General features: G+C 73.0%; 20 protein-coding genes. 13 read left to right on the top strand and 7 right to left on the bottom strand.

Features of this window, described 5'->3' with window-relative positions; all coding sequences use genetic code 11:
* Both POL25_RS02555 and POL25_RS02550 read left to right on the top strand, forming a co-directional pair.
* On the top strand, positions 1-528 hold the full coding sequence (locus POL25_RS02555) for an EXPERA domain-containing protein (RefSeq protein WP_272084180.1): 528 nt from the start codon (positions 1-3) through the stop codon (positions 526-528).
* A gap of 11 nt (positions 529-539) precedes the next feature.
* The gene (locus POL25_RS02550) at positions 540-1,643 is read left to right on the top strand and encodes a Rieske 2Fe-2S domain-containing protein (protein WP_272084179.1); all 1,104 of its coding nucleotides are present in this window, start codon (positions 540-542) and stop codon (positions 1,641-1,643) included.
* Positions 1,644-1,756: 113 nt separating this feature from the next.
* On the opposite strand, the gene POL25_RS02545 is transcribed toward POL25_RS02550, so the two are convergent.
* Positions 1,757-2,821 (bottom strand): ADYC domain-containing protein, encoded by a 1,065-nt coding sequence (locus tag POL25_RS02545; protein WP_272084178.1) that lies wholly within the window; start codon positions 2,819-2,821, stop codon positions 1,757-1,759.
* A 260-nt stretch (positions 2,822-3,081) separates the two neighbouring features.
* On the opposite strand from POL25_RS02545, the gene POL25_RS02540 reads away from it, so the two are divergent.
* From POL25_RS02540 to POL25_RS02520, 5 genes are all read left to right on the top strand, one after another.
* A complete protein-coding gene (locus tag POL25_RS02540; protein WP_272084177.1) occupies positions 3,082-3,552 on the top strand; it encodes a hypothetical protein in 471 nt (156 codons plus the stop codon).
* A 194-nt stretch (positions 3,553-3,746) separates the two neighbouring features.
* Complete coding sequence (locus POL25_RS02535; protein ID WP_272084176.1) at positions 3,747-4,349, top strand: hypothetical protein; 603 nt, start codon at positions 3,747-3,749, stop codon at positions 4,347-4,349.
* A gap of 22 nt (positions 4,350-4,371) precedes the next feature.
* On the top strand, positions 4,372-4,578 hold the full coding sequence (locus POL25_RS02530) for a hypothetical protein (protein ID WP_272084175.1): 207 nt from the start codon (positions 4,372-4,374) through the stop codon (positions 4,576-4,578).
* A gap of 9 nt (positions 4,579-4,587) precedes the next feature.
* Entirely contained in the window at positions 4,588-4,758 is a 171-nt protein-coding gene (locus POL25_RS02525; RefSeq protein ID WP_272084174.1) for a hypothetical protein, read from the top strand.
* A gap of 172 nt (positions 4,759-4,930) precedes the next feature.
* Positions 4,931-6,481: a HEAT repeat domain-containing protein gene (locus tag POL25_RS02520; RefSeq protein ID WP_272084173.1), complete on the top strand. Its 1,551-nt coding sequence runs from the start codon at positions 4,931-4,933 to the stop codon at positions 6,479-6,481.
* A gap of 197 nt (positions 6,482-6,678) precedes the next feature.
* Here the strand turns inward: POL25_RS02520 and POL25_RS02515 are convergent, their stop codons facing one another.
* Both POL25_RS02515 and POL25_RS02510 read right to left on the bottom strand, forming a co-directional pair.
* Positions 6,679-8,379 (bottom strand): proprotein convertase P-domain-containing protein, encoded by a 1,701-nt coding sequence (locus tag POL25_RS02515; RefSeq protein ID WP_272084172.1) that lies wholly within the window; start codon positions 8,377-8,379, stop codon positions 6,679-6,681.
* A gap of 222 nt (positions 8,380-8,601) precedes the next feature.
* Entirely contained in the window at positions 8,602-11,547 is a 2,946-nt protein-coding gene (locus tag POL25_RS02510) for a serine/threonine-protein kinase (protein ID WP_272084171.1), read from the bottom strand.
* 130 nt (positions 11,548-11,677) lie between these two features.
* On the opposite strand from POL25_RS02510, the gene POL25_RS02505 reads away from it, so the two are divergent.
* The 4 genes from POL25_RS02505 to POL25_RS02490 all read left to right on the top strand — a co-directional run bounded on the left by POL25_RS02505 (position 11,678) and on the right by POL25_RS02490 (position 16,812).
* Entirely contained in the window at positions 11,678-12,430 is a 753-nt protein-coding gene (locus POL25_RS02505; protein ID WP_272084170.1) for a hypothetical protein, read from the top strand.
* An 85-nt stretch (positions 12,431-12,515) separates the two neighbouring features.
* Positions 12,516-13,802: a sigma-70 family RNA polymerase sigma factor gene (locus POL25_RS02500; RefSeq protein ID WP_272084169.1), complete on the top strand. Its 1,287-nt coding sequence runs from the start codon at positions 12,516-12,518 to the stop codon at positions 13,800-13,802.
* Positions 13,803-13,968: 166 nt separating this feature from the next.
* Positions 13,969-15,987 (top strand): protein kinase domain-containing protein, encoded by a 2,019-nt coding sequence (locus POL25_RS02495; protein WP_272084168.1) that lies wholly within the window; start codon positions 13,969-13,971, stop codon positions 15,985-15,987.
* A gap of 327 nt (positions 15,988-16,314) precedes the next feature.
* The gene (locus tag POL25_RS02490) at positions 16,315-16,812 is read left to right on the top strand and encodes a Spy/CpxP family protein refolding chaperone (RefSeq protein WP_272084167.1); all 498 of its coding nucleotides are present in this window, start codon (positions 16,315-16,317) and stop codon (positions 16,810-16,812) included.
* Between the two features lie 155 nt (positions 16,813-16,967).
* Here the strand turns inward: POL25_RS02490 and POL25_RS02485 are convergent, their stop codons facing one another.
* From POL25_RS02485 to POL25_RS02470, 4 genes are read right to left on the bottom strand one after another with little or no spacing between them, the layout of a single operon-like run.
* Positions 16,968-17,513, bottom strand: a complete 546-nt coding sequence (locus POL25_RS02485) for a hypothetical protein (RefSeq protein ID WP_272084166.1) — start codon at positions 17,511-17,513, stop codon at positions 16,968-16,970.
* 15 nt (positions 17,514-17,528) lie between these two features.
* The gene (gene pyrE / locus POL25_RS02480) at positions 17,529-18,176 is read right to left on the bottom strand and encodes an orotate phosphoribosyltransferase (protein WP_272084165.1); all 648 of its coding nucleotides are present in this window, start codon (positions 18,174-18,176) and stop codon (positions 17,529-17,531) included.
* A 7-nt stretch (positions 18,177-18,183) separates the two neighbouring features.
* Positions 18,184-19,596 carry a HAMP domain-containing sensor histidine kinase gene (locus POL25_RS02475; protein WP_272084164.1) on the bottom strand — a complete coding sequence of 471 codons (1,413 nt, stop codon included), beginning with the start codon at positions 19,594-19,596 and terminating at the stop codon, positions 18,184-18,186.
* On the bottom strand, positions 19,593-20,324 hold the full coding sequence (locus POL25_RS02470; protein ID WP_272084163.1) for a response regulator transcription factor: 732 nt from the start codon (positions 20,322-20,324) through the stop codon (positions 19,593-19,595). The genes POL25_RS02475 and POL25_RS02470 overlap by 4 nt, the downstream gene beginning before the upstream one ends.
* Positions 20,325-20,492: 168 nt before the next feature.
* Between POL25_RS02470 and POL25_RS02465 the strand changes: the two genes are divergently transcribed.
* Entirely contained in the window at positions 20,493-20,720 is a 228-nt protein-coding gene (locus POL25_RS02465) for a hypothetical protein (protein ID WP_272084162.1), read from the top strand.
* A gap of 53 nt (positions 20,721-20,773) precedes the next feature.
* Complete coding sequence (locus tag POL25_RS02460) at positions 20,774-23,185, top strand: zinc-ribbon domain-containing protein (protein ID WP_272084161.1); 2,412 nt, start codon at positions 20,774-20,776, stop codon at positions 23,183-23,185.
* The last annotated feature ends 29 nt before the right edge of the window (positions 23,186-23,214 follow it).

Below are 23,214 nucleotides of genomic sequence, written 5' to 3'. Positions count from 1 at the left end.
ATGGCGGACGTGACAGGTCACGAGGGACATGTCCAGGTGCGCTGGATCGACCGCGTCCTGCTGGTGTTCGCGCTCAGCTTCTGCAGCACGTCGCTGCTGTTCGACCGCATGGCCGCGCTCGAGCCGGGGCCGATGGCGCCGGCGACGGAGGGGCTGCGCGGCTTCTTCTACTGGTGGGGCAGCACCTACGATCCGCTGATCGTGCTGAACCCGCTGTGGCTGCAGATCGCGTCGTGCGTGTCGGCCTTCGTGTTCGGGCCGTTCTACGCGGTGCTGGCGGTCGCGCTGGTGCGCCGGCGCGAGTGGATCCGCTGGCCCGCGATCATCTACGCGTCGGTGATGCTCTACTCGATGGTGATCTTCCTCGGGGTGCACACCTTCGGCGAGCCGCGGCCGACGGTGCCGTGGCTGGTGGCGCTGTTGTATGCGCCGTACGTGCTCTTTCCGCTGGCGCTGCTGCGGCGAATGCTGCCGCGGCGCGGGCCCGCGGGCGAGGTCCGCCCGCTGTTCGAGACAGGACGAGGATGACGATGACGGAGATGCTGCACACGATCGGGCGCGCGCCGCCGCCGAGCTTCGAGGAGGCGCGCAACAAGCGGCAGAAGGTCCGCGCGGCCGGGCTCGACCCCAATCACTGGTACGCCGTCGAGTACGCGCGCGCGGTGCCGGTCGGCAAGGTGGTCGAGGTGACGTTCTGGCGCCGTTCGGTCGCGGTGTTCCGCGGCGAGGACGGGGCCCTGCGCGCGATCGACAACCGCTGCGCGCACCGCCAGCTCAAGCTGTCGGGCGGGCGGGTCGAGGGCTGCAACGTGGTGTGCCCGTACCACGGCTGGGCGTACGGCGGCGACGGCAAGCTGTGCAAGGTGCCGCACGAGCTGTTCGGCAAGCCGCTGCCGAAGATCGAGCTGCGCCACTACCCGGTGCGCGAGCGCTATGGCCTGGTGTGGGTGTTCTTCGGCGACCCGGCGCGCGCCGACGCGACGCCGATGCCGGAGATCCCGGAGCTCGACGGGCCGAAGCCGTGGGCCAAGCTGCTGGTGGACTTCACGTGGAAGGCCCACCACTCGATGATCATCGACAACGTCAGCGACTTCACCCACGCGTACCTGCACCGGCGGTTCCGCCCGTTCACGGACTCGACGCTGACCGACCTGCGGGTCGACGGCGACCGCGTCTACGTGTCGTACGACACCAAGGTGGCCGACGGGCCGCTGATGAAGCACTTCGTCGATCGCAAGCGCACCAACGTCAATGCGATGACGCTCTGCTATCAATACCCGTATCAGTGGTCGGACACCGACGGGAAGATCAAGGACTGGTGCTTCTGCCTGCCGATCGACGAGCAGACCACCCGCTCGTTCTTCCTGTTCTACTTCGACAGCTTCAAGGTCCCGGGGCTGCCGCTGCAGATCCCGCGCCAGGTGATGGAGCCGGTGCTCGGGATCGCCAAGCAGGTGGTGTTCAAGCCGCTGCTCGAGGAGGACGGGGTCGCGGTCGAGGCCGAGCAGGACGGCTACAACCGCCACTGGCAGGCGCCCATCGCCGAGCTCAACCCGGCGGTGCACGCGTTCCAGGCGCTGACGATCCGCAAGTGGGAAGAGTACCTGGCGACGACCTCGGGCAAGCTGGCCGAGGCGCGCTGAGGCCGCCCGCGGGCGGTCGATAAAACGGCAGAGGCCGCCAGCGTCGCGCTGGCGGCCTCTTTCGCGAGGTGTCCCCGGGGACAGGTCCGAGCATTGCGGACCTGGCCTTCGGGTCAATCGTCGCCGTCGTCCTCGTCGTCGTCGCCGTTGTTGTCCTTGCTGTTGCACTGCTGCGGCTGGTCGCCCCACTTGTCGCAGAAGCGGTTGGCGATCAGCCCGTTGCGGCTGGGCGAGAGGGTGCCGCAGGAGCTGAAGTCGTCGATGGCGTCGAGGCAGGACGGGTAGGTGTAGGGGACGCCGGCGTCGTCGAACAGCTTGAGGCGCATCATGTCGCCCACGCAGACGGCGCCGTTGGGGCCCCACTCGGCCTCGGGGCCCCAGCTCTGGCGAGTCTGGGTGGTCGAGCTCTGGATCCGCGGGGTCAGCTTGTCGAAGATGTCGATCGGCGTGCCGGTGAAGGTGTGGCTGGTGCCGTCGCCGCAGTAGTCGGCGCGCGTCATGCGGGTGCAGGCCTGGTGGTGGTTGGCCAGCGAGGTCGAGCCGACCTTGGCCCACGGCCGGTAGCCCCACTCCACGCACTTGGCGAGCACGGCGTCGCGGCAGGCGAAGGTGACGACGGTGGGGTCGACGATCCGCGCGCCGGTGGTGAGGTCCCAGTAATTGGCGAGCGGGATCGCCTGAGTCGGCTGGCCGAGGTGGTCGTAGCAGAGGCTGTCCCAACCGGTGTCGCCCGGGGCCTGGACCGAGATCTCGTAGAACCACACGTCGCCCTGGGGGGCGGCGGGGTTCTTGTAGATGTCGTCGAAGCGCAGCTTCCAGGCGGCGCCGTCGATGTCGAGGTCGATCTCGGCGGTCTCGAGCTGCGTGCCGGTGAACACCTTGGGCGCGCCGTTCACGATCCCCGTGGCCGACAGGCTGCTGCCGGTCAAGCCGAGGCCGTTGAGGTTGATGCCGTTCATGCGCATGCCGTTCATGCGCATGCCGTTGAACGTGGCGCCGTTCATGCGCATGCCGTTCATGCGCATGCCGTTCAGCACGGCAGAGTTCAGCTCGAGGCCGTTGGCGACCTGCTCGCGGAGCTCGACGGCGGCGTCCGCTTCGGGCGCCGGCCCGTCACACGCGCCCACAGTACACAGCCCCACCACCCACATCCAAAACCCGCGGGACGACGTCATCATACGACTCCTGTCCGGGCGGCATGATCGCGGTCCCGGGTCCGCGCAAGCAGCGAATTCGCCGCCGGAGGCCGCCGTCGAGGCCGCCTGCGGCGGATTTCGGGATTTCCCGGATGAGGGGGTGCCGGCGCTGGGGACGCGGCGACCCTGGACATTGGCGATGGGCGAGCGAATGGCCAGTGCTGGCCGCCGGGGGATGGCTGTGCGCGGCTTCTCGCGGCCCCGGCGAGCTGTTAGGGTGCGCGCCGACGAGGAGCCGGCGCGTGGAAGAACAGCTGCGAATCATCCCGGGACAATGCATCGGCCCGTTCCGCGTGGGCGAGCCGGCGGGGCCGCAAGAGGCGCTGCTCGAGGGCGCGGGGGCGGTCGTGCTCGAGCAGCGCGGCGACATGCGCCTGGTCCACTCGCGGGACGTCACCCTGTTCATCGAGGACGAGGTGGTCACGCAGGTGGGGATCCACGACGAGCACCCGGGGCGCACGGCCGAGGGCCTGGGGCTCGGCGTGACGCTCGGCGAGATCGACGGCGTGTTGCTGCTGGATCCGGTCAACGAGGTGCTGCTGCTCGAGGGCGTCGAGGGGCTGTGCTTCTCGACCGACGAGGAGCGCGAGGCGGTCGCGGAGGTCGAGGAAGGCCGGCCGCCGGTGCTGCCGCAGGGGGCGCGCATCTCGTGGATCGGGGTCCTCCCGCGCGAGATCGACAGCCCCGAGGCGGTGCCGGTGCGGCTCGAGTGACGTCATTCGCCGGATCGCGGCGAGCTGTCTCTGCGGACATGTGATGACATTCGCCGGCGCGGCGCCGGCGATGCAGGGCGAGGGCGGGGCCGCGCCGCTGCGGCGGCGATCCGGTCGGCGACTGGCGATCGCGCGCGGGCGAGGGGCGAAAATCGTCGGGCCGCGCGGACCGGCGCGCGGCCTACAATCCGGGCGTGAGCGACACGGCGGCGACGGCGGATTGGCGGCGGCGGCACGCGCTCGGGCTGCCGGCGGGCAGCGTGCGGGCGCTGCTGGCGCTCGGGGTGGTCGGCACGGTCTGCGGGCTGCTGGTGCGCGCGCCCGACGAGGCGCCGCCGGAGGCGCTCGAGAGCCTGCTGTTCGTGGTGCTCGGGCATTACTTCGCGGCCCGGGCCCAGGCGCCCGCGGACGCGTCCGCTGGCCCGCCGCCGCTGTGGCTGCCGCGCGGCTCGGTGCGCCTGCTGCTGATCGCCGGGCTCGTCGGCGTCGGCGTGATCGTGATGCGGCAGGAGGGCGCGGCGTCGCAGCGCGGGGTGGTGACGCTCGTGCTGGCGTTCGCGTTCGTGCTCGGGCTGCTGCTCACGCGGGTGACGGGCTGGCTGCAGCGGCGCATCGGCGGCACGTCACGTGTCCTCGAGGACATGCGGGCGATCGTCGGCATCGCGGCCGTCGGCGCGCTGGCGCTCCACGCTTTCTTCCATGTCCTGCCGGACGCGGCGACCGTGGGCGTGGGCCGGCTCGGGCTCGAGCAGGGGCTGGCGGCGCTGGTCGGGTTCTACTTCGGCTCGCGGTCTTGACGGCGGTGCTACCGTATTGTCGATGCTCGTCGATCGCGTCGGCCTCGATCCTGCCCGGCTCGCCGAGATCGCCGCGATCGTCGCGTCGCAGCACACGCTGGCGGTGGTCGCTCGCTGGTGCGGCGGCGGCCGGGCGCGGCTGCTCGAGGTCATCACCCAGGACGAGTACACCCACGACATCGTGGTGCATTACGAGGGCGCGCTGCACCTCGTGTACGACACCACGTGACTCGGGGGCGTGACGGCGGTCGCCGTCTGGGACCACGCGCCGACGGCCGACGAGCTGCTGGCGGCCCGGGTGGCCGCGGGTTGGCGGCCGACGCCGACGGCCACCCGCGACGGCGACGTGATCCTCGGCCACGCGGCGTGCTTGAGCGAACGGACCGATCTGCCGCCCGATGGCCGGTGAGGGCGGTGGATCCCCGCGAACGTGGGGGTCGGGGGTTCACCGTGCCGCGGCGAAACAGCGTCTCGCTGGCGGCCCGTCGCGGGCTTCGCGAACGACGGGGCCTTGCGAGGGCGTGCCCCGCCGTCGCGCTGCCCTCGTGGCTGCTTGACCCGGTGATACCATCCGGCCACGCATGGGACTGCTCAACAAACTCTTCGGTGGCGGCACACAGCTCGACCTCAAGCTCGACCTCGACAAGGTCCCGCCTGGCGGCACCGTGGCCGGCTCGCTGACGCTGACCGGCGGCAAGAAGCCGCTCAAGCTGACGGCGCTCAAGGTCGACATCGTCTCGGTGTTGGTGCAGTCGAAGGAGGGCAGCTCGCTGCCCTCGATCGACGTCAAGGTGCTGGTGAGCAACGTGATCGCCCAGGATCGTGACCTCGCCCCGGGCAGCCACAACAAGTTCGAGTTTCGTTGCAAGATCCCCGAGGATGCCAAGCCCGAGGCCACCTACAAGGTCGTCGCCTCCGCCGACATCCCCAGCGTCAAGGACCCTTCGGCCGAGGCCCCGCTCACCGTGCTCGGCGGCGGCCGCGGCGTGCTCGGCACCGTCAAGTCGCTGCTCGGCATGGGTGACGGCGAGAACGTGGTGCTCGAGCGGTTCCCCGGGCTCACCTCGCGCGACACCGACGAGCTGGAGAACGCGCTGAGCGACCTGCAGGGCGAGGCGTACGACCGCGACAACAACTTCACCGGGATCCACGCCTTCCTGCTCAAGCTGGTCGAGAACCACCGCGAGGACTCGGTGCGGCGGGCCGCGCTGGCGGCGTGGGGCACGGTGCTCGACGACCGGGCCAAGCCGGAGCACATCCGGGCGCTCGAGGGGCTGGCCGGGCGCGACCTGCCCTCGCATCTGATGGAGGAGGTCGTGGTGGTGGCGGCCAAGTTCGCCGAGGAGGGCGGGCTGCCGCTGGTGCAGAAGCTCGCGCGGCACCCGGCGCCGGAGGTGCGGGCGCGGCTCGCTACCTCGCTGTACCTCGACGCCGACGCCGACCTCGAGGGGCGGCGCGAGCTGATCTTGCAGCTGTGCCAGGACGACGACGTCTCGGTGCGGGCGGCCGCGTTCGGGGCCACCGCGAGCCTCGTCGAGCAGCTCGACGTCATGCAGTTCGTGGCCAACTGGGCCGCGCAGGACCCGTCGCCCGAGGTCCAGGCGCAGTGCCTGTCGGCGATCGCCCTGTCTCACAACTACGGCGGCGTCGACCTCGTGTTCGGCACTTACCTGCAGCACGCGCAGGGCAACCCGAGCGCCGACGTGCGCAAGGAGCTGACCGAGCGCCTGCACTGGCTGCCCGAGGACCCGCGCCTGACCCAGCTTGTGACCACGCTGCTGTCGGACCGTTCCTCCGCGGTGCGGCGCTCGATGGCGTGGCAGGGCTGCAACATGGAGGACCACCCGGAGCTCGCGCCGCTGTTCCTGCACGCCGCCGTCAACGACCCTGACGACGCCGTCCGGGCCGACGCGCTGCGCGGGGCGACCCGGTTCATGGCGCTGCCCGAGGCGGTCGGATTCCTGCGCCAGCGCCTGGCCGTCGACCGCAACGAGAGCGCCTACTGGGCCGCGCTGAACGCCGTCGAGGGCCACATGCCGGCGCGCGAGGCCCAGGCGCTGCTGCAGGAGATCGCCCGCGGGCCGTTCTCCTCGGCCGGCGAGCGGGCGCGCGAGGTGCTGGCGGGCGAGTGACCGCGTCGGGCCGTCGGGACATGTCCTGACGGCCCGGTCGCGAGGGACATGTCCTCTGCGACATGTCCAGGCAGCCCGGTCGTGAGGGACATGTCCATCGGGACATGTCCATAGCGAGCGAGAACGAGGGACATGTCCATGGGGACATGTCCCTCGCGCGATCGTGACGGCGCGCCCAGCGGGCGCCGGCCCGGAGCTCAGGGCATCGGGTCGTACTTGACGCGCTGGACGGCGAGCGCGATCGAGTCGACCAGGCCGGCGTCGTTGATGTTGGAGTCGGCGACGCACAGGCGCCAGGTGCCGGTCGCGGTGTCGCCGAAGAAGTCGGCGAAGCTCATGCCCGGGCCCGAGCCGGGGCTGGGCGCCCACTCGCACGGGTTGATGCCGTCGTCCTTGCAGACCACCTGGTTGGTGTTGGCGAGCGCCTTGCCGAGGTCCTCGGCGGCGTGGAGGGCCCCGTCCTTGAACGTGAGCGGGAAGTCCTTCGAGAGGTTGGCGCTGTCGCCGCAGCAGCCGCCGCCGTCGTCGTTCATCTCGAGCAGGCCGGGGCGGCTGACCAGGGTGAGGACCTTGTCCTCGGGGCTGATCAGCTTGACGGTGAGGTCGCCGACCCAGTTGTGGTTGATGCCGAGCTTGAGCTCGACGCCGCGCACGAAGTTGATCGGGTCGTCGGGGACCTCGATCTCGTGGCACCACATGGTGGCGAACGACCCGTCGTAGATCTCGTCGATCACCATGCCGCCGATCGCGGTCGCCTCGACGACCTCGAGCTTCTGCGCCGTCGGGCAGTCGTTCTTGGCCGACAGCATGACGATGTCCTCGCACATCGAGCCGAGCACGCCGAGCAGCACGTCCTGGTCGGGCTGGGGGACCATGAAGGTGTTCATGGCGGCGACGAGGTCGCCCAGCAGGGCGCCGAAGTCCATGATGTCGATGCCGCCCATGTCCTTGGCGTCGGTCAGGCCCTCGTGCGCCTCGGCCATCGATTTGCAGGGGTTGGCGGCGGCGACGCCCGGGTCGGCGGGCGCGGGGGCGTCGACCTCGAGGCCGTACTTGCTCGGGCCGTCGATGCCGCCGAGCTGGCGCGTGAGGCAGGTGTTGAGGCGGGCGTGGTCGGCGGCGCCGAAGAAGCCGTTGATCGCCGGGTCGAGGGCGACGTTGTCGAGGAACGAGCCGGCCTCGCCCGAGACGCCGACGAGGGCCCGCAGCGCCGGCTTGCGGCCGAGCCGCTGGTAGAGGGTCTGGTCGCCGTCGGGGTCCTCGACGATGTCGGCCTCCATCGCCGCCAGCGCGGACAGGATGGTGTCCTTGTCGTCGTCGCCGAGCTCGGGGTGGCTGGCCTGGTGGGTGTCGAGGGCGACGGCGAAGTCGGCGGCGAAGTCGGCGAAATCGAGGGCCGAGATGCCGAGGCCGGCGTGGGCGGCCTGCATGTCCTGGCAGTCGTATTCGACGCCGTCGCACCCGGCGAGCGCGCCGAGCTGCTTCTCGAGGCAGGTTCCGAGGTTGCCGCCGTCGACGTCGCTGTTGAGGAAATAGGCGTTGATCTTGTCGTCGAGCAGCACGCCCTGGACCGCGGCGGCGACCAGCGCGGCGATCCCGTCCTGGCCGCCCAGCGCGACGCACAGGGCCCCGTCGGGCTCGCCGGTGGTGGTCGTGGTGGTCGTGGTCGTCGTCGCCGCGGTGGTGGTCTCGGTCGTGGTCGGGACGGTGGTCCCGGTGGTCGTGGTCGGATCGGTGGTCGGCGCCACGCTGGTGCCGGGCAGCTCGGTCGTGCTCGTCTCGCTGCTGGACGTGTCGGTGTCGGTCTCGGTGGTGGTGCCGCCGCCGGGGGGGCAGGCGACGAGGAGGCCGAAGCCGCCGACGAGCGCGAGGGAGGAGCGGAGGTCGAATTTGTGCATGGCGGTGCCGATCAGGCCGGGAAAGACGGCCGGGAGTCCGTAAGCAAGCCGGTTCGTAGGTCGGTCGAACTTACCCCCGCGGGCGACGCGTGAGAAGCGAACGACCGATCCGTCATTGCCTCCATGCGCGTGTTTTGGGGGCGAGGGGCCGCGAACCGCACTCGCCGACGTCATCGACTGGCCGATCCGACCTGTCCTTTCGGGGAGGTCGCTCGGGACAGGTCAAGGTCGCGAGGGCGGCGAGGCCAGGTCGTGCACGGCGGCCAGCGCTCGCGCGGCGGCGGTCTTCTTGGCCTCGGCGGCGCGGCGCAGCTCGGGCTCGGCGAGCAGCATCAGCGCCAGCCGCCGCTTGCCGTCGTCGCCGCCGGTCGGGAGCACGCGGGCCAGGGTGGCGCGCACGATCGCCGCCTCTTCGGCGTCCGGGGCGCCGCCGAGGTGCGCGTCGAGGTCGGCGACGGCGCGCTCGGCGGCCTCGCGCGCCTCGGCGTCGCGGCCGAGCGCGAGCAGGGCCTGGGCCCGCAAGGCCAGCACGTAGGGCACCGGCGGCTCGATCGGCGGCTCGCGCGGGGCGCTGGCGATCAGCCGATCGGCCAGCGTCAACGCGGCCGCCGGATCGCCGAGCCACAGCGCGACCTCGACGAGGTTGCGCTCGACGATCCGCGCGTACACGTGCTCGAAGCCGAAGCGCTGGCGGTACAGCTCGAGCGCGTCCCGGTAGTGCTGGCGCGCGCCGGGCAGGTCGCCGCGCTGGTCGGCCAGGATGGCGAGGTCGTTGTGCAGGGTGGCCCGGTGCATGGCGTCGACGTCGGGCTGGTCGCGGTAGATCGCCAGCGCCTCGTCGTAGCGGGCCTGGGCGCCATCCAGGTCGCCGCGCAGGGCCGCGATCTCGGCGAGGATCCGGGCCGACTCGGCGAGGGCGACGTTGCCTCGGGGCAAGCTCCGCTGGCGCACGTCGTGGGCCTCGCGCGCGAGCGCGTCGGCGCGATCGAGGTCGCCCTGCTCGAGCGCGAGCACGGCGGCGTGACTGAGGACGCTGGCGGTGACCGGGTGGGCCCGGCCGTAGGCGCGCTCGTGGGCCGCGATGGCGCGGTCGAAGGCCCGCTGGGCGTCGGCCACGTGGTTTCGGCGCTGGTGGATCAGCGCGAGGCTGTGCAGCGCGTCGGCGAGGTTGTGGGCGTTGCCGGGGTCGTCGCGCTCGTACAGCGCGAGCGCGCGCTGGGCCGGGGCGAGGGCCTCGTCGTAGCGGCCGAGCAGGCGCAGGCCGTTGGCGACGCCGAGGTCGAGGCGGGCCCGCAGCGAGGCGTCGTCGCCGGCGCGCACGATCGCGGCCTCGGCGGCGAGGCGGTGGGCGTCGAGGCGGACGGCGTCGGGCTTGTGGGTGCCGACGTGGTAGACGAGGTCGGTCCAGGCGGTCGCGGCGGTGTGATCGTCGCGGCCGCGGGCGGCGGCGGCGATGGCGGCGGTGAGCGACTCGGCGCTCATGTCGTGGCGAGCCAGGCGCCGCTGGATCCGCGCGCGCACCCGCAGCGCCTCGGCCTCGAGCGGCGCATAGGCGAGGGCGGTCGCCTCGTTGACGGCCAGCAGCGCCAGCTCGAAGGCTCGCGTGTAGTCGCCGGCCAGCTCCTGGGCCCCGGCGTCGGCCAGGCGGGCCTCGACGTCGGCGACCTTGGCGGGATCTTCGGGGGCCGGGACCACGCTGTCGAGCGCCTCGGCGTCGGCGCAGGTCGAGAGGTCGCCGAGCAGCGAGGCGGCCTCGGGGGCGTGCTCGATGGTGCCGGCGCCGGCGCGGGCGAGGCCGTCGCTGAGGGCCTTGAAGCGGCCGAGGTGGCGGTTCAGGCAGCGGGTGCGGAGGTCGAGGATGCGCTCCGACTGCTCGCCGTAGATGTGCGTCGCGGCGCAGGCGTCGTGGTGGGCCGCGACCCATCGCTGGGCGTAGGCCGAGAGCGCCTTGTCGACGCTCTGCCAGGCGTCGGCGGCGTAGGGCGCCCCCGAGGCGAGGAAGGCCTGCTGGATCTCGGCGACGCGGGCCGCGTCCCAGATCCCCGCGAGCCGCTGCGCGCTGCCCTGGCACGGGCTGACGGCGGGGTCGCGGGTGAGCCACAGCGCCAGGCCGAAGCCGAGGCCGGCGAGGCCGCCGAGCAGCCAGGCGCCGGGCCTACCGAGGCCGCGCTCGCGGGCGAGGGCGGTCAGCATGGCGCGCATCGACGGCCAGCGGTCCTCGGCGTCGAGCGCGAGGCCGCGGACGACCACCTTGCGCAGCCAGCCCGGGACCTGCGAGCCGGCGGGCGGGGCCTCGACCTTGCCCTTCATGATCTGATAGGCGAGGGACGACAGGCGCGCGCCGCTGAACGGGCGCACGCCGTAGAGCGCCTGGTAGAGGGCGATCGAGAACGAGAACTGATCGCTGAGCGCGTCGGCGGGGCGGCCGAGGTGCTGCTCGGGGGACATGTACGCGGGCGTGCCGATCAGCGCGCCGGTGCGGGTGACGAGGGCGAGCTCGGCTGCGTGGGCGCGCGAGCGGTGGGCGCCGGAGGTCGAGGCGGAGGCGATGGCGGCGAGCGCCTCGCTGTCGTTCGAGAGGTTCTCGGGCGCCTCGCCGGAGGCGCGCGCGAGGCCGAAGTCGAGGACGCGAGCGCGGCCGTCGTCGCCGATGAGGATGTTGTCGGGCTTGAAGTCGCGGTGGACCAGGCCGGCGGCGTGGGCGGCGGCCAGGCCCTCGCCGGCGCAGCGCATGACCTCCAGCACCTGGGGCCAGCGCCGCGGCTGTTCTTTGAGCCAGGCGGTGAGCGTGCGCCCGGGGACGAACTCCATGGCGAGGAAGATGTGGTCGCCGTAGGTGCCGACGTCGTGGACGCCGACCACGTTCGGGTGCGACAGGCGGGCCAGCGACTTGGCCTCGCGCAGCAGGCGGGCGCGGGCGTCGAGCCGGGCGCTGCCGCCGGAGTTCAGCAGCTTGAGGGCGATCTTGCGGTCGAGCTCGGGGTCGAAGGCGGCGTAGACGACGCCCATGGCGCCGGCGCCGAGGCGACCGAGGATGATGTAGCGGCCGACACATGTCCCTGGGGACAGGTCGTCGACCGACGCGCCAGGGGCCTGCGGGAGCTCACCCTCCCCGGTGATCTCGCCGGTCACCGAGGTGTCCTGCGAGGGCGTCGGCTCGACCTCCACCGCGCCGATCTTGCCCGACCGGCCCGGCCGTCTCAATGGCTGAGAGCGCGTGCTCGCGCCGGGGGGGCCAGGGCCCGTGGTGCGCAGGCGATGGCCGGCGGGCCGCGCGAGGAGTACCCTGCGGGCGACCATGGTCGACGAACATCTGACGCCCGTGCTGATGGCCTGCAGCGAAGCGGAGCTGGCCGTGCTGATCGAGTTCCTGGGCCGGCCGCCGTCCGGCCTGTTGTGGGTCGACCGCCGGCTCCGCGACCCCCGATCGACGCGCGACGACCGGGTCGCGGCGGTGATCGAGCGGATCTCGCGGCTCGGCTCGCACAGCGTTCTCGGGCGCACCGGGCCCGGTAAACAGTCGTACTTGCAGATCGTGTGCGACGCGCTGGCCGAGCTGCGCCTGTCCGAAGAGCCAGCCGAGGGCGGGCTCCCGGCGCTCGAGCACCGCGTGGTCCACTACGCCCTCGACGCCAACTTCGACGCCCTGCCGACCGACATTCAGCAGGTGCTGATCGACGGGTTCCACGCCGGCGAGACCTACGCCGAGGGGGTCCCGGACCTCTCGGTGCTTCACGACTTCCAGACCCACACGCAGCCGGAGCGCAAGGCGCTGCTGCCGGGCCGCGCGGCGCACGTGGCGACCGACAAGCTGCGCGAGGCGGCGGTGGTGCAGGTGCGGCAAAGTTTGCTGCGCGCGGGCCTCAAGCTGGTGCTGCGCCGCGCCGGAGGGCCGATCTATCAGGCGATTCGCCTGTGGGAGCTGGCCGGTCCGGCGTTCCGCTACACGGTGCCCGTGATCGTCTACGTCGCGTACCTGCGCGGACACGTCGAAGTCGAGGCGGCGGTGCAGGCGCACGAATCCGGGTCACAGGCGCAGGCACGGCCTTGATCGGCTCTTGATCGCGGCTCCTGCTGTCCTGACGCCCGATTGATCGCGCGCCTGCGATCGTGAGCGGCGAACGAAAGGACTGCACATGCTGCGTCAATCGCCGAATGCCGTCGTCACCCCCGCGCCCGCCCGCGAATCCGTCGAGAGCGACGCCTCCGTCTCTGCAGTCAGCGTCGCCACGGAGGCGGGCAACCTGCTCGCGCCGTACTTCCGCGACCTCGCCGGGGTCGAGGTGATGACCAAGGAAGAGGAGCTCGCGGCGGCGGTCCAGATCGCCGAGCTGCGCAAGGGCTTCTGGCGCTCGATCCTGAATTACCCGCCGTTCGTCGACGGGATCTGCGGCCTCGCCTCCGAGGTGCTGCCGCCCGAGACCTCGCCGGTGGCGGCGCTGACGGCGATGCGTCAGACGTCGCGGGCGCTGCGGGACCGCGACCTGCTCACCCATCAAAAGGCGTTCGAGGCGGCGCGCGAGGCGCTGGCGGAGCAGATGGGCCTCGCCGACGTCGACAGCGTGGTGTCGGACCAGATCCTGGCCGACATCGCCAGCGTCGAGCTCGGGGTCGGGTCGGGCCTCGGCATGAAGGTCAAGCTGCCGCGCCGCGGCAGCGCGCCGTTCTTCCAGTACGCGACCGCCGTTCGCCGCGACCACCACGCGCTGGTGCTGTCCAAGAACGCGTTCGTGCGCGCCAACCTGCGCCTCGTGGTGACGATCGCGCGCCGCTACAACCACGGCAAGATGCCGCTGCAGGACCTCATCCAGGAGGGCAACATCGGCCTGATGAAGGCGGTCGATCGGTTCGACCACCGCAAGGGGTTCCGCTTCTCGACCTACGGCTCGTGGTGGATCCGCCACGCCATCAGCCGCTCGATCGCCGACAAGGCCCGCAGCGTGCGGCTGCCGGTCCACATGATCGACGCCTACAACAAGGTCAGTCGCGCGCGGCGCGAGTTCGAGGCGCTGCACGCCCGCCGGCCGACCGACAGCGAGCTGGCCTCGCTCACCGGCGTCAGCACGGAGCGGATCGCGCGTATGCGCTGGTCGCTGGTCGAGGCGCCGATCAGCCTCGACCAGCCGCTGTCCGACGACAGCGGGCTGTCGCTGCTCGACGCTGTCGAGGATCCGACCCATGTCGCGCCGGCCGAGCAGATCGACGCCGCGCTGCTGCTGTCGCAGCTGCAAGAGGTGTTCGGCCAGCTCAGCCCGATCGAGGCCGACATCCTGCGCAAGCGGATGGGCATCGGCGAGGAGCCGGAGCTGACGCTGAAGGAGATCGGCGAGCGTTACTCGCTGTCGCGTGAACGGATCCGTCAGCTGCAAGAACAGGCGTTGACCAAGCTGCGCGGGGAGTTCCGCCGGCGAAACCTGCTGTAGTGGGGGCGGCGGGCGGCCGCGCGAGCGCAAGAGCGGACCCCGGCCCGCGGGCAGGCCGTTGACCGCGGGCGCCAACCGTTGCACGCTTTCGCCACCCCCGCTCATGGTTGTACCGGCAAGTCCTCCCGACTCCAGGCCCAAGCCGCGTCGGCCACGCAGCTGGACGATGCACTCGATCCCGCTCGACGAGGATCCGCTGCCGGAGATGCTCGGCGGGCCGGTCGGGCAGGGCGGCAAGCCGTCCGAGGTCGAGGTGCTCGGCGACCTGCGCGGCCACGTGCTGGGCGGCCGCTACGTGCTGACCGAGCTGCTCGGCTCCGGCGACCTCGGCTGCGTCTACTCGGGCCGCGACCAGGCCAGCAACCAGCAGGTGGTGGTCAAGGTGTTGGCGGCGCCGGAGCAGCGCGAGGTGGTCGGACGGATCGCCGAGCGGGCCCGCAGGCGCCTCGGCGTGCGCCACCCGTGCGTCGCCGCGGTTCTCGCCGAGGGCACCATGGGCGGCCTGTGGTACGCCGTGATGGAGCACGCGGAGGGCAAGAACCTCTACCACGCCGAGAACGACCCACGCTTCGAGGGCGCCGGCCTGCTCAAGCTGGCGGCCGAGCTGGCCGAGGGCCTGGCCACGCTGCACGCGCTCGGGGCCCCGCACGGGGCGATTTCGCCGGGCAACCTGGTGTGGAGCCACGCCGGGGTCAAGCTGGTCGACCTCGACGTGCAGGCGCCGTCGCACCTGTCCGGCGCCGAGCCGGCCGTGTCGGCCGACGTGTCGATGCTGGCGGCGGTGCTGCTCGAGGTGGTCGGCAAGGGCGAGGCCGAGGCGCCGTGGCTGGCCCCGATCGCGCAGGTTGTCCGCGGGCATTCGCGGCCGAGCGCGGCCGAGTGGGCGCAGCAGCTGCGCGCCGCCGAGATCGATGCGCTACGGCCAGGGGTCGCCGACGCGGCGCAGCACGCCGAGGGCGCCATCGATTCGGCGTGGGACCAGGTGTTCGAGAGCGCCGACCTGCCGTACCGACCGTCGAAGGGGCAGGTCACGATCGACACCGGCCTGCATCGCATCGAGCCGCCGCCGAACCTGGCGGTGCTGTCGTACGAGGTCGAGCCCGAGCTGCCCGACGTCAGGGACGACGAGCCCGAGGGGCTGTCGGCCTCGTCGCTCACGTCGCTCTCGGCGCTGGTCGAGGAGCTCGAGCCCGAGGCGGCCGCGACGCCGGTGCGGGCCAGCAAGCCGGCGAGCAAGCAAGAGAGCCGCGCCGAGGCGAAGCCGGCCAGCAAGCCCGACAGTCGGCCCGCCAGGTCGGCGAGCCGGCCGGCGACCAAGCCGCCGCTGCGCCCGCCGACGGCGCCGCCGGTGGCCGCATCGCCGCTGTCGGCCGCGGCCGCGGCCGCGTCGCCGCCCGCGCCCGCGCCCGAGCCCGCCAGCGAGCCCCAGGCCTCGTTGAGCGACCCGCGGGCGTTCATCATCCCGCCGCCGAACGCGAGCGAGCGGCCGTCGCTGTCGTTCAGCGCCTCGACGACGGCCCCCAGCGCCCCGGTGACCGCGTCGATGACGACGCCGGCGACCCGCGTCGAGCCGACCTGGGCCGGCCCGGCGCCCGCCAGCCGCAACAACACCCAGCTGGCCCTCGGGTTGCTGGTGATCGCGGGGCTGTGCGCGCTGATCGGCTGGCGCCTGCAGGCCTGGGCCACCGCCGACAAGCCGGGCACGCCGCCGGCGATCAACCACCCGCCGAAACCAGAGTCGCCGGCGACGCCGACGGCTGGCCGTTCGGACATGTCCCAAGAGGCATCCACGCTGGCGCGGGTGGCCCAGCCCGAGCCGGCCGCGCCGACGCCGACGCCGGCCCCCGAGGAGGATCTGGTGGCGGTCGATTCGGCCGGCGAGGCGATCGACGACGCGGCGCCCGGCAACGGCGGCGCCGATCAGCTGAGCGCAGGCGATTTCCGCAAGGTCCTGCTGCGGACCAACCGCTCGCCGCGGGTCCGCCAGTGCTACGACGAGCACGGGCCGGGCGACGTCGAAGTCGTCGCGCTGGTCGGCCGCGGCGGCAAGGTGCTGAAGCTGCGCATGGCACCGAGCCCGCTGTCGGACTGCCTGCGCAAGGTGGTGCTGCGGCTCGAGTTCCCCCGCGCGGCCCGCCAGGCCCAGCACAACTACGTGTTCCACCCGCCGGGCGAGGCGGAGTAGGCGCCGGCCCGAACGGGCAGGCGGGCCGACGCGCGGCCTGCCCGAAAGCGCAGGCGGCGGCGTGGGCGCCTGTCTGAAAGGGCAGGTGTGCGATGGGACGGCGAGCGCGCCGATGTCGTCACGCCTCCAGCGCCATGACCCCGGCTCGGGTTACCGCCGGGTCTTTTATGGATGAGCCGTACGCTCCGGCGCGGTCCGCAGCGCCGCGGAGAGCGCCGATGCCCTCCGGTTACGCTCGCTTTACGTCCCCGTGGCCCCCGCTTTGCGCGACGGGGCGCATAGCGAAGCCGGGGCCGCGTCGAACCAGCCGAGACGAAAGGAACCACGATGCTGACCACGATTTCGAAGCTGGTGATGACGACTGTGTTTGGCCTGACCATGTTCGCGGCGGGCGACGCCGAGGCGGGCAAGCACCACGGCGACCGCGGCGCGAAGATGTGCGAGAAGCTCGAATGCTCGGCGGCCCAGCAGACGCAGCTGACGCAGATCCGCGACAGCCACAAGCCGACCATCAAGGCCGAGCGCTCGGCCATGCGCGACCTGAATCAGCAGATCGCCGCCGAGTACGCCAAGCCCTCGTTCGACGCGGCCAAGGTCAAGACGCTGCGCGAGCAGCTGGCGGCCCACGAGACCGTCGCCAAGAGCGAGCGCGAGGCGATGAAGGCCAAGATCGACGCGGTCCTGACCCCGGCGCAGCGGGCCAAGATGGCGGAGTTCAAGGCCAAGCACAAGGAAGGCAAGGGCAAGGGCCACTTCCGCGGCGGGCGTGACGGCGGCCGCGACGGCCGGGGCGACCGGGGCGAGCGCAAGGGCCCGCGGGTGTGAGCCGCGATCGGGCGGCCGCAGGACGGCCGGCCCTCGGGCAACCGCACCGGCTTCTGCCGGATCGCGGTGGCCCGCTTCACGAGTCGGCGCCTCGAGGCACGGCGGCGACGCAGCGTCTGCGTGACGGCGCTCCGATGCCTGCGCGACTGCGGCGCTCAGGCGTCGGGTGTGCGCGCGCCCGTCACTGCGTAGGTGGTGCGGCAGTCGATGCGGCCGTCGGGGAGCTCGCCGAGCAGGCGATGGGCGAGTTCCCCGCGCAGGCCGCCCTCGGCCGTGAACTCGCCGTCGAAGCGGGCGTAGAGGCCGACCGTGAACAGGCCGATGGCCAGCCCCGAGATGCCGCCGAGGGCGAAGCCGCGGTCGCGGTCGATCGCGCCGGACAGCGCCCACGGCAGCGCCGCGACCTCGGGCTGGAAGGTCAGCCACCCATCGATCTGCACGACCTTGGCCGGGCCGTCGATGCCGATCAGCTGGGCCGAGCCGCCGCCGCACAGGTCGACGCCCATGCGCGTCGGGCAGTCGCACTCGAGCACCTCGCCGGTGGTGACGTAGCGGCCGCTGTGCGCCTCGCCGCGGCCGTCGCCGCCGGCCTCGCTCAGCGCGATCAGCAGCTCCGGGTCGAGCGGGTCCTGGGCCTGGTCTTCAGGACATGCGCCGAGGGACAGGGCGCAAAGGACAGCCTGGATCCCGCAGCGACGCACGGCCTCACCGTAGCACTACGCGCCGTGCTCGGCGAGGTAGCCCTCGATGGCGCGCAGGCGCGCGTCGTCGATCACCCGCGGGTGGAGGTAAGCGGCGATCTCGCGAATGGTGACGATCGCCCGCACGGGCGCGCCGAGCTCGGCCTGCAGCTCCTGCAGGGTGCTGACGGAGCCGCGGCCGCGCTCCATGCGATCGACGGCGACCACGACCCCGGCCACGGTCACCGCCGCGGCCTTGCGCAGCAGCTCGGCGGCCTCGTGGATCGACTTGCCGGAGGTGATCACGTCGTCGACGACGACCACGCGGGCGCCGTCCCACGGGGCGGTGCCGACGAACACGCCGCCCTCGCCGTGGTCCTTGGCCTCCTTGCGGTCGAAGCAGAACGCGACGTCGCTGCCGGCCCGCGCCTGCGCGATCGCGGTCGCCACCGCCAGCGGCACGCCCTTGTACGACGGCCCGAACAGCAGGTCGCACTGCAGGCCCTCGCGCTGCAGGCACTCGGCGTAGGCCTCGCCGAGGCCGGCGATCGCGGCCCCGGTGCGCAGCTGGCCGGCGTTGATGAAGTAGGGCGAGCGGCGCCCCGACTTCAGCGTGAAGTCGCCGAAGCGGAGCACCTCGTGGCGCACGAGGAGGTCGATGAAGCGCTGCTTGTAGCTGTCCACGCGGCGCCTATAGCACGGCCGCGGGCGGGCCAGCGAGCGGCAAGCGGACCACCAGGCGGGCGCCGGAGCCGTGCGCGCGGCCCTCGGCGGCGATCGTGCCGCCGTGGGCGCGAGCGATCTGCGCGCACAAGTAGAGTCCGAGGCCGGCGCCGCCGTGGTCGCGCGCGCGGGCGTCGTCGAGGCGGTAGAACGCCTCGAACACGCGCGCCCGCTCGGCCGGCGGGATCCCCGAACCCTCGTCCTCGACCGCGATCGTGACGCCTTCGCCGCCGCTGTTGGCCGTGAGCCACACATGTCCTTGCGGACAGGCGCGGCGGGCGTTGCTCAGCAGGTTGGTGATCAGGCGGTCGAGCAGCAGCGGGTCGCCGACCAGCGTCAGCTCGGGCGGCGTCACCTCGACCTCGGCGGCGACCGGCGCGCCGAGGCGGGCCAGGAACGGCGCCAGGTCGATCGGCGTGCGCTGCACCGGCGAGGCGTGCGGGCCCGACAGCTCGAGCCGGCCCGAGGTCAGCAGGTCTTGCACGAGCGTGGCCAGCTCGCTCAGGTCCTGCTCGAGCTCGAGCGCGCCCTGGCGGATCCGCACGCTCGCCGGGTGCTCGGGCAGCGTCTCGGCGCGCTCCGTCAGCAGCTCGGCGAGCACGCGCAGGCGGGCGATCGGGGTCTTGAGCTCGTGCGAGACATTGGTCAGCAGCGAGCGCTGGCCGCGGAGCAGCTCGCCGAGCTGATAGGCCATGTCGTTCATCTCCTGGCCCAGGCGATCGATCTCGTCGCCGCGTGGGTCGACCTTCACGCGGTGCCCGAGCTCGCCGCGAGCGATGCGGCCCGCGCCGTCCTCGAGCAGCGCCAGCCGCCGCGTCAGCGAGCGCGCCAGCAGCCACGCCGAGGCGCCGAGCAGCCCGACCAGGCCGAGCACGCCGAGCGCGAGGTTGCGGTTGCGCCGGCTGGCGTGATCGCCGGTGTCGGCGATCAGCACCGCCCGGTCGCCGATAGCGAACGCCAGCTGCGGCTCGCCCGACTTCTCGCGCAGCATCACCGGCGCGCCGCGCTCGAGCCGACTGCGCTGGCGCGGCCGCAGCGGGCGCAGCGGCGGCGTGCTTCGGTCGCCGGCGAGGTGGGCGCCGTCCAGGTCGCGCAGGGCCAGGCGCAGCTCGAGCGCGCGGGCCAGGGTCGCGACCGTGGCCTCGAGGTCGCCGTCGCCGGCCAGCGCGGCCAGCAGCGCCGGCTTGTGGGCCTCGACCGCGGCGTCGGTGGTCTCGACCCACCCGGCGTCGTGGCGCTCGCGGGTGGCGAACTGGACGATCGAGGCCAGCGCCACGAACGCCAGTACGGCGGCGAAGAAGGTCAAGAACACGCGGCCGAACAGGCCGCGGCGCCAGCGGGACAGGCCGGCCAGGCGGGGCCGCAGGGCCGGCTCGCTCACGCGGGGCCCTCGGGCGAGTCGTCGAGCACGTAGCCGACGCCGCGCACGGTGCGGATGAGGCCCGCGGCGTGAGGGTCGGCGGCGGCCAGGGTGCCGCGGATCTTGCTGAGCTGGACGTCGATGCTGCGGTCGACGGAGGGGTCGTAGGTGCCGGGCGGCTGGCCCCTCAGCGCGCGCAGACGTTGGTACAGCTGCTCGCGCGAGAGCACCTGGCCGCGGGCCTCGAGCAGCAGCCACAGGAGGTCGAACTGATGGGCCGTCAGGTCGCACGCGCCGCCGGCGACCTCGACCCGGCGGCGGGCGCGGTCGACCACCAGCGGGCCGCAGCGCAGCGTGCTGGCCGGCCCCTCCGGCGACGGCACCGCCCGCCGCAGCACCGCCCGGATCCGGGCCACCAGCTCGCGCGGGCTGTACGGCTTGGGCAGGTAGTCGTCGGCGCCGAGCTCGAGGCCGAGGATGCGGTCGATCTCCTCGCTGCGCGCCGACAGCATGATGACCGGCAGCGCCGATCGCTGTCGCAGGCGCCGGCAGACCTCGAGGCCGTCGAGGCGCGGGAGCATGAGATCGAGCAGGATCACGTCGTGCTCGCCGCTGAGGGCGCGAGCGAGCCCGGTCTCGCCGTCGCCGGCGACCTCGACGGCGAGCTCGTGGCCCTGGAGGTATTCCGCCGTGCGCTCGGCCAGGCGGACATCGTCTTCGATCAGGAGCACCTTCGCCGGGGTTTGCATGGTTCCCGTTCGTGGGGGGAGCGTGGGTCGGGAGCGTGGGGGTGGGGAGCGGGGAGGGGAGCGGGGGAGCGCCAGCCGGTCGGGAACGGCGTGCCGCCGGCGGCTCGGGGCTGCAGGGGAGGCGTGCCGTGGTTGACACGACAGCGGGCCCAGAGTACCCCATGAGCCATGCAGTACCACTGCTCCCGCTGCCACTACGTGATCACGGCGCCTGCCGGGACGGACGGCGACGGCGGCGAGCTCCAGTGCCCGCGTTGCAAGGCCGAAGCCGGGCTCGAGCCGCAGTACCGTCCGCCGCTGCCGATGAAGCTGTTCGCCGCGTTCCTCGGGCTGTCCCTCGTGGCGGTGGTGGCCTCGCTGGTGATGTCGGTGGCGCCGGGTTCGGGCGCCGGCTGACAGCTGTCCGCCCCCTTCTGCTTTGTGCTATGGTGCCGCCAGCGAGCTAGCCCTTGATTATCCGTTGCACGAAATGCAGCACCGAGTTCGACCTGGACCCGAGCCAGGTCGGTCCCGAGGGCGTGACGCTGCGGTGCTCGGTGTGCAGTCACATGTTCCACGCCGAGCCCGAGCCGGAGCCCGAGGCCGGCGGCGGCCCGTGGCGCATGGCGACGGTCGAGAAGCACCTGTTCGAGCTGCCCACGCTGCGCGAGATCGTCGAGCAGGTCGAAGACGGCCGCCTGCGCCCCGACGACCAGATCTCCCACACCGGCCAGTTCTGGCTCAAGCTGGGCGAGATCCCGGAGTTCTCGCCGCTGTTCATCGGCAAAGAGGGCCTGTCGCGGATGTTCCGCGCGATCGAGGCGCCCTCGGCGATGGAGCTCGGCCCGCCGCCGACCTTCGGCACCGGCGTCGACGAGCCCGCGCCGGTGCGCCGCGAAGAGACCCACCGCTTCGACCTCGGCGGCGAGATGCCCGAGCCGGCGCTGCAGCTGCTCGACGACGACGGCCCGCTGCCGGCGCCGCCGCAGTTCGACACCCCGTCGCCGCCGCCGCGGGCCACCCGCTCGCAGCGGCGCACCGGCAACGTGTCGTCGATGCTCGACGCCGTCACCAAGGCGGTCAGCAGCGACAGCATGCCGCGCGTCGAGGACGAGGACAGCCCGCGCGACGTCGACACCCGCGAGCGCAGCCAGCCGATCCTGGTGTCCGACCTGGCCCGGCGCGCGGCCCAGAGCGTGGCCGCGGCGGTCCAGCGGGTCGAGGGCCAGCGGGCCAGCGAACGCGCCGCGCGCGAGAAGTCGCCGCGGTCCGGCTCGGAGTCGTCGCGGCCCGCACCTGAACTTTCAGCCAGGCTCGGCGAGCGCTCGTCGGAGCTCGAGGCGTCCGAGCGGCGCCCGGTCGGCGAGGAGCGCTCGGCCACCTCGGCGGCCGTCAGCGCCGCCGTCGCCGGCGCCGCCATCTCGGTCCCGCCGACCTCGACGCTGAGCTCCAACCCGATCCTCGACTCGCAGGGTCCCTCGATGATCGCCGACGGCCCGCGCGCGCCCGACGTCGTCATCGTCAAGGTCGAGAGCCCGAACAAGGGCTCGGCCGGCGTCTACGCGCTCTGCGGCGTGCTGGTCGCGCTCGGCCTCGTGTTCGGCGTGCCCGGCATCCGCGAGCGCCTGCTCAACCTCGGCGGCGATCCGGTGGTGGCCGTCAAGGGCGAGGGCCGGCCGCCGGCGCAGGAGCCGAGCGAGTTCGCGGCGGCCCGCAACGCCATCCGCACGCTCGGCCTGGCCAAGACGCGGCAGGCCATCACCGACCTCGAGCGCGTCGTCGACGACCCCGAGCGCGACCCGGCGATCGTCGCCGCGGCCAAGCTGACGCAGGCCGAGGTCATGCTGCTGCGCGTGCTGTCGGCCCAGATCGCCATCATGCTCGAGCCGGCCGACCGCGCCCTGCCGCAGGCCGTCGACGCCGACCTGGCCGACGCCGGCGCGCTCGTCGAGGCCGCCAGCGCCAGCGCCGACCCGGCCCAGGCCGCGCGCGTGCAGGCGCTGCTGGCCCTGGCCCAGGGCAAGCTCGACGCCCCGCCCGAGGGCGCCGCGCCGGAGCTGCGCGTGCTGGTCGTCGGCGCCTCGCTGTGGCGCGACCCCACGGCCCCGATCCCGAGCGGCCTCATCACCTCGCTGCAGGGCGTGCCCAACCCGAGCGCGCTCCACCAGTCGCTGCTGGCGCTGGCGCTGTGGCGCGGCGGCGACGACGAGGGCGCCCGCAAGGTGCTCGACGGCGTGCTCGGCCGCGTCGGCGACATGCAGGCCGCGGTCGCCCTGCGGGCCGCGCTCGACCGCAGCGCCGCCGAGAAGGGCGAGACCTTGCCGCCGCCGCCCGAGCCGCCGCCGGAGCCGACGCCCGGCGATCCGGCCGGCGCCGGCGCCCCGCCCGAGGACCCGATCCAGCCCGCGGGCGAGCCCGGCTCGCGCCCGATCGTGCGCCCCACGCCGTCGCCCGAGGGCGAGGCCACCAGCACGCTCATCACCACCGGCTGCGACAAGGTCCGCGGCGGCGACCCCGACGGCGGCATCAAGCTGCTGCTGCAGGCCCACGACAAGCTCGGCGGCTCGCGCAACCTCGACCTGTGCCTGTGCCTCGGCACCGGCTTCCTGGCCAAGAACACCCACGACTCCGCGCTCTCGTGGTTCAAGCGCGCCGTCAGCCAGGCGCCCGCCAACCGCGAGGCGATCGCCGGGGCCGCGCGCGCGGCCGAGCTGGCGGGCAAGCACGGCGTCGCCGTCGAGTACTACCGCAAGCTCGTCGAGGTCGAGCCGGGCAACCAGACCGCCCGCAACTACCTCGCCAAGCACGACAACACCGGCAAGAACACCCCCCCGCCCGAAGATCCGGGGGACCTGTTGCCGGTCGGGAAGAAGTCGCCCTGAGCGGTCGCCGCCGCTGGGGCCCGGGGAGG

This window comes from Nannocystis bainbridge, from assembly GCF_028368995.1.
GTDB lineage: Bacteria > Myxococcota_A > Polyangia > Nannocystales > Nannocystaceae > Nannocystis > Nannocystis bainbridge.
Note: the sequence above shows the minus strand (reverse complement) of the source record. Positions and strands in the feature narration are given on the sequence as shown.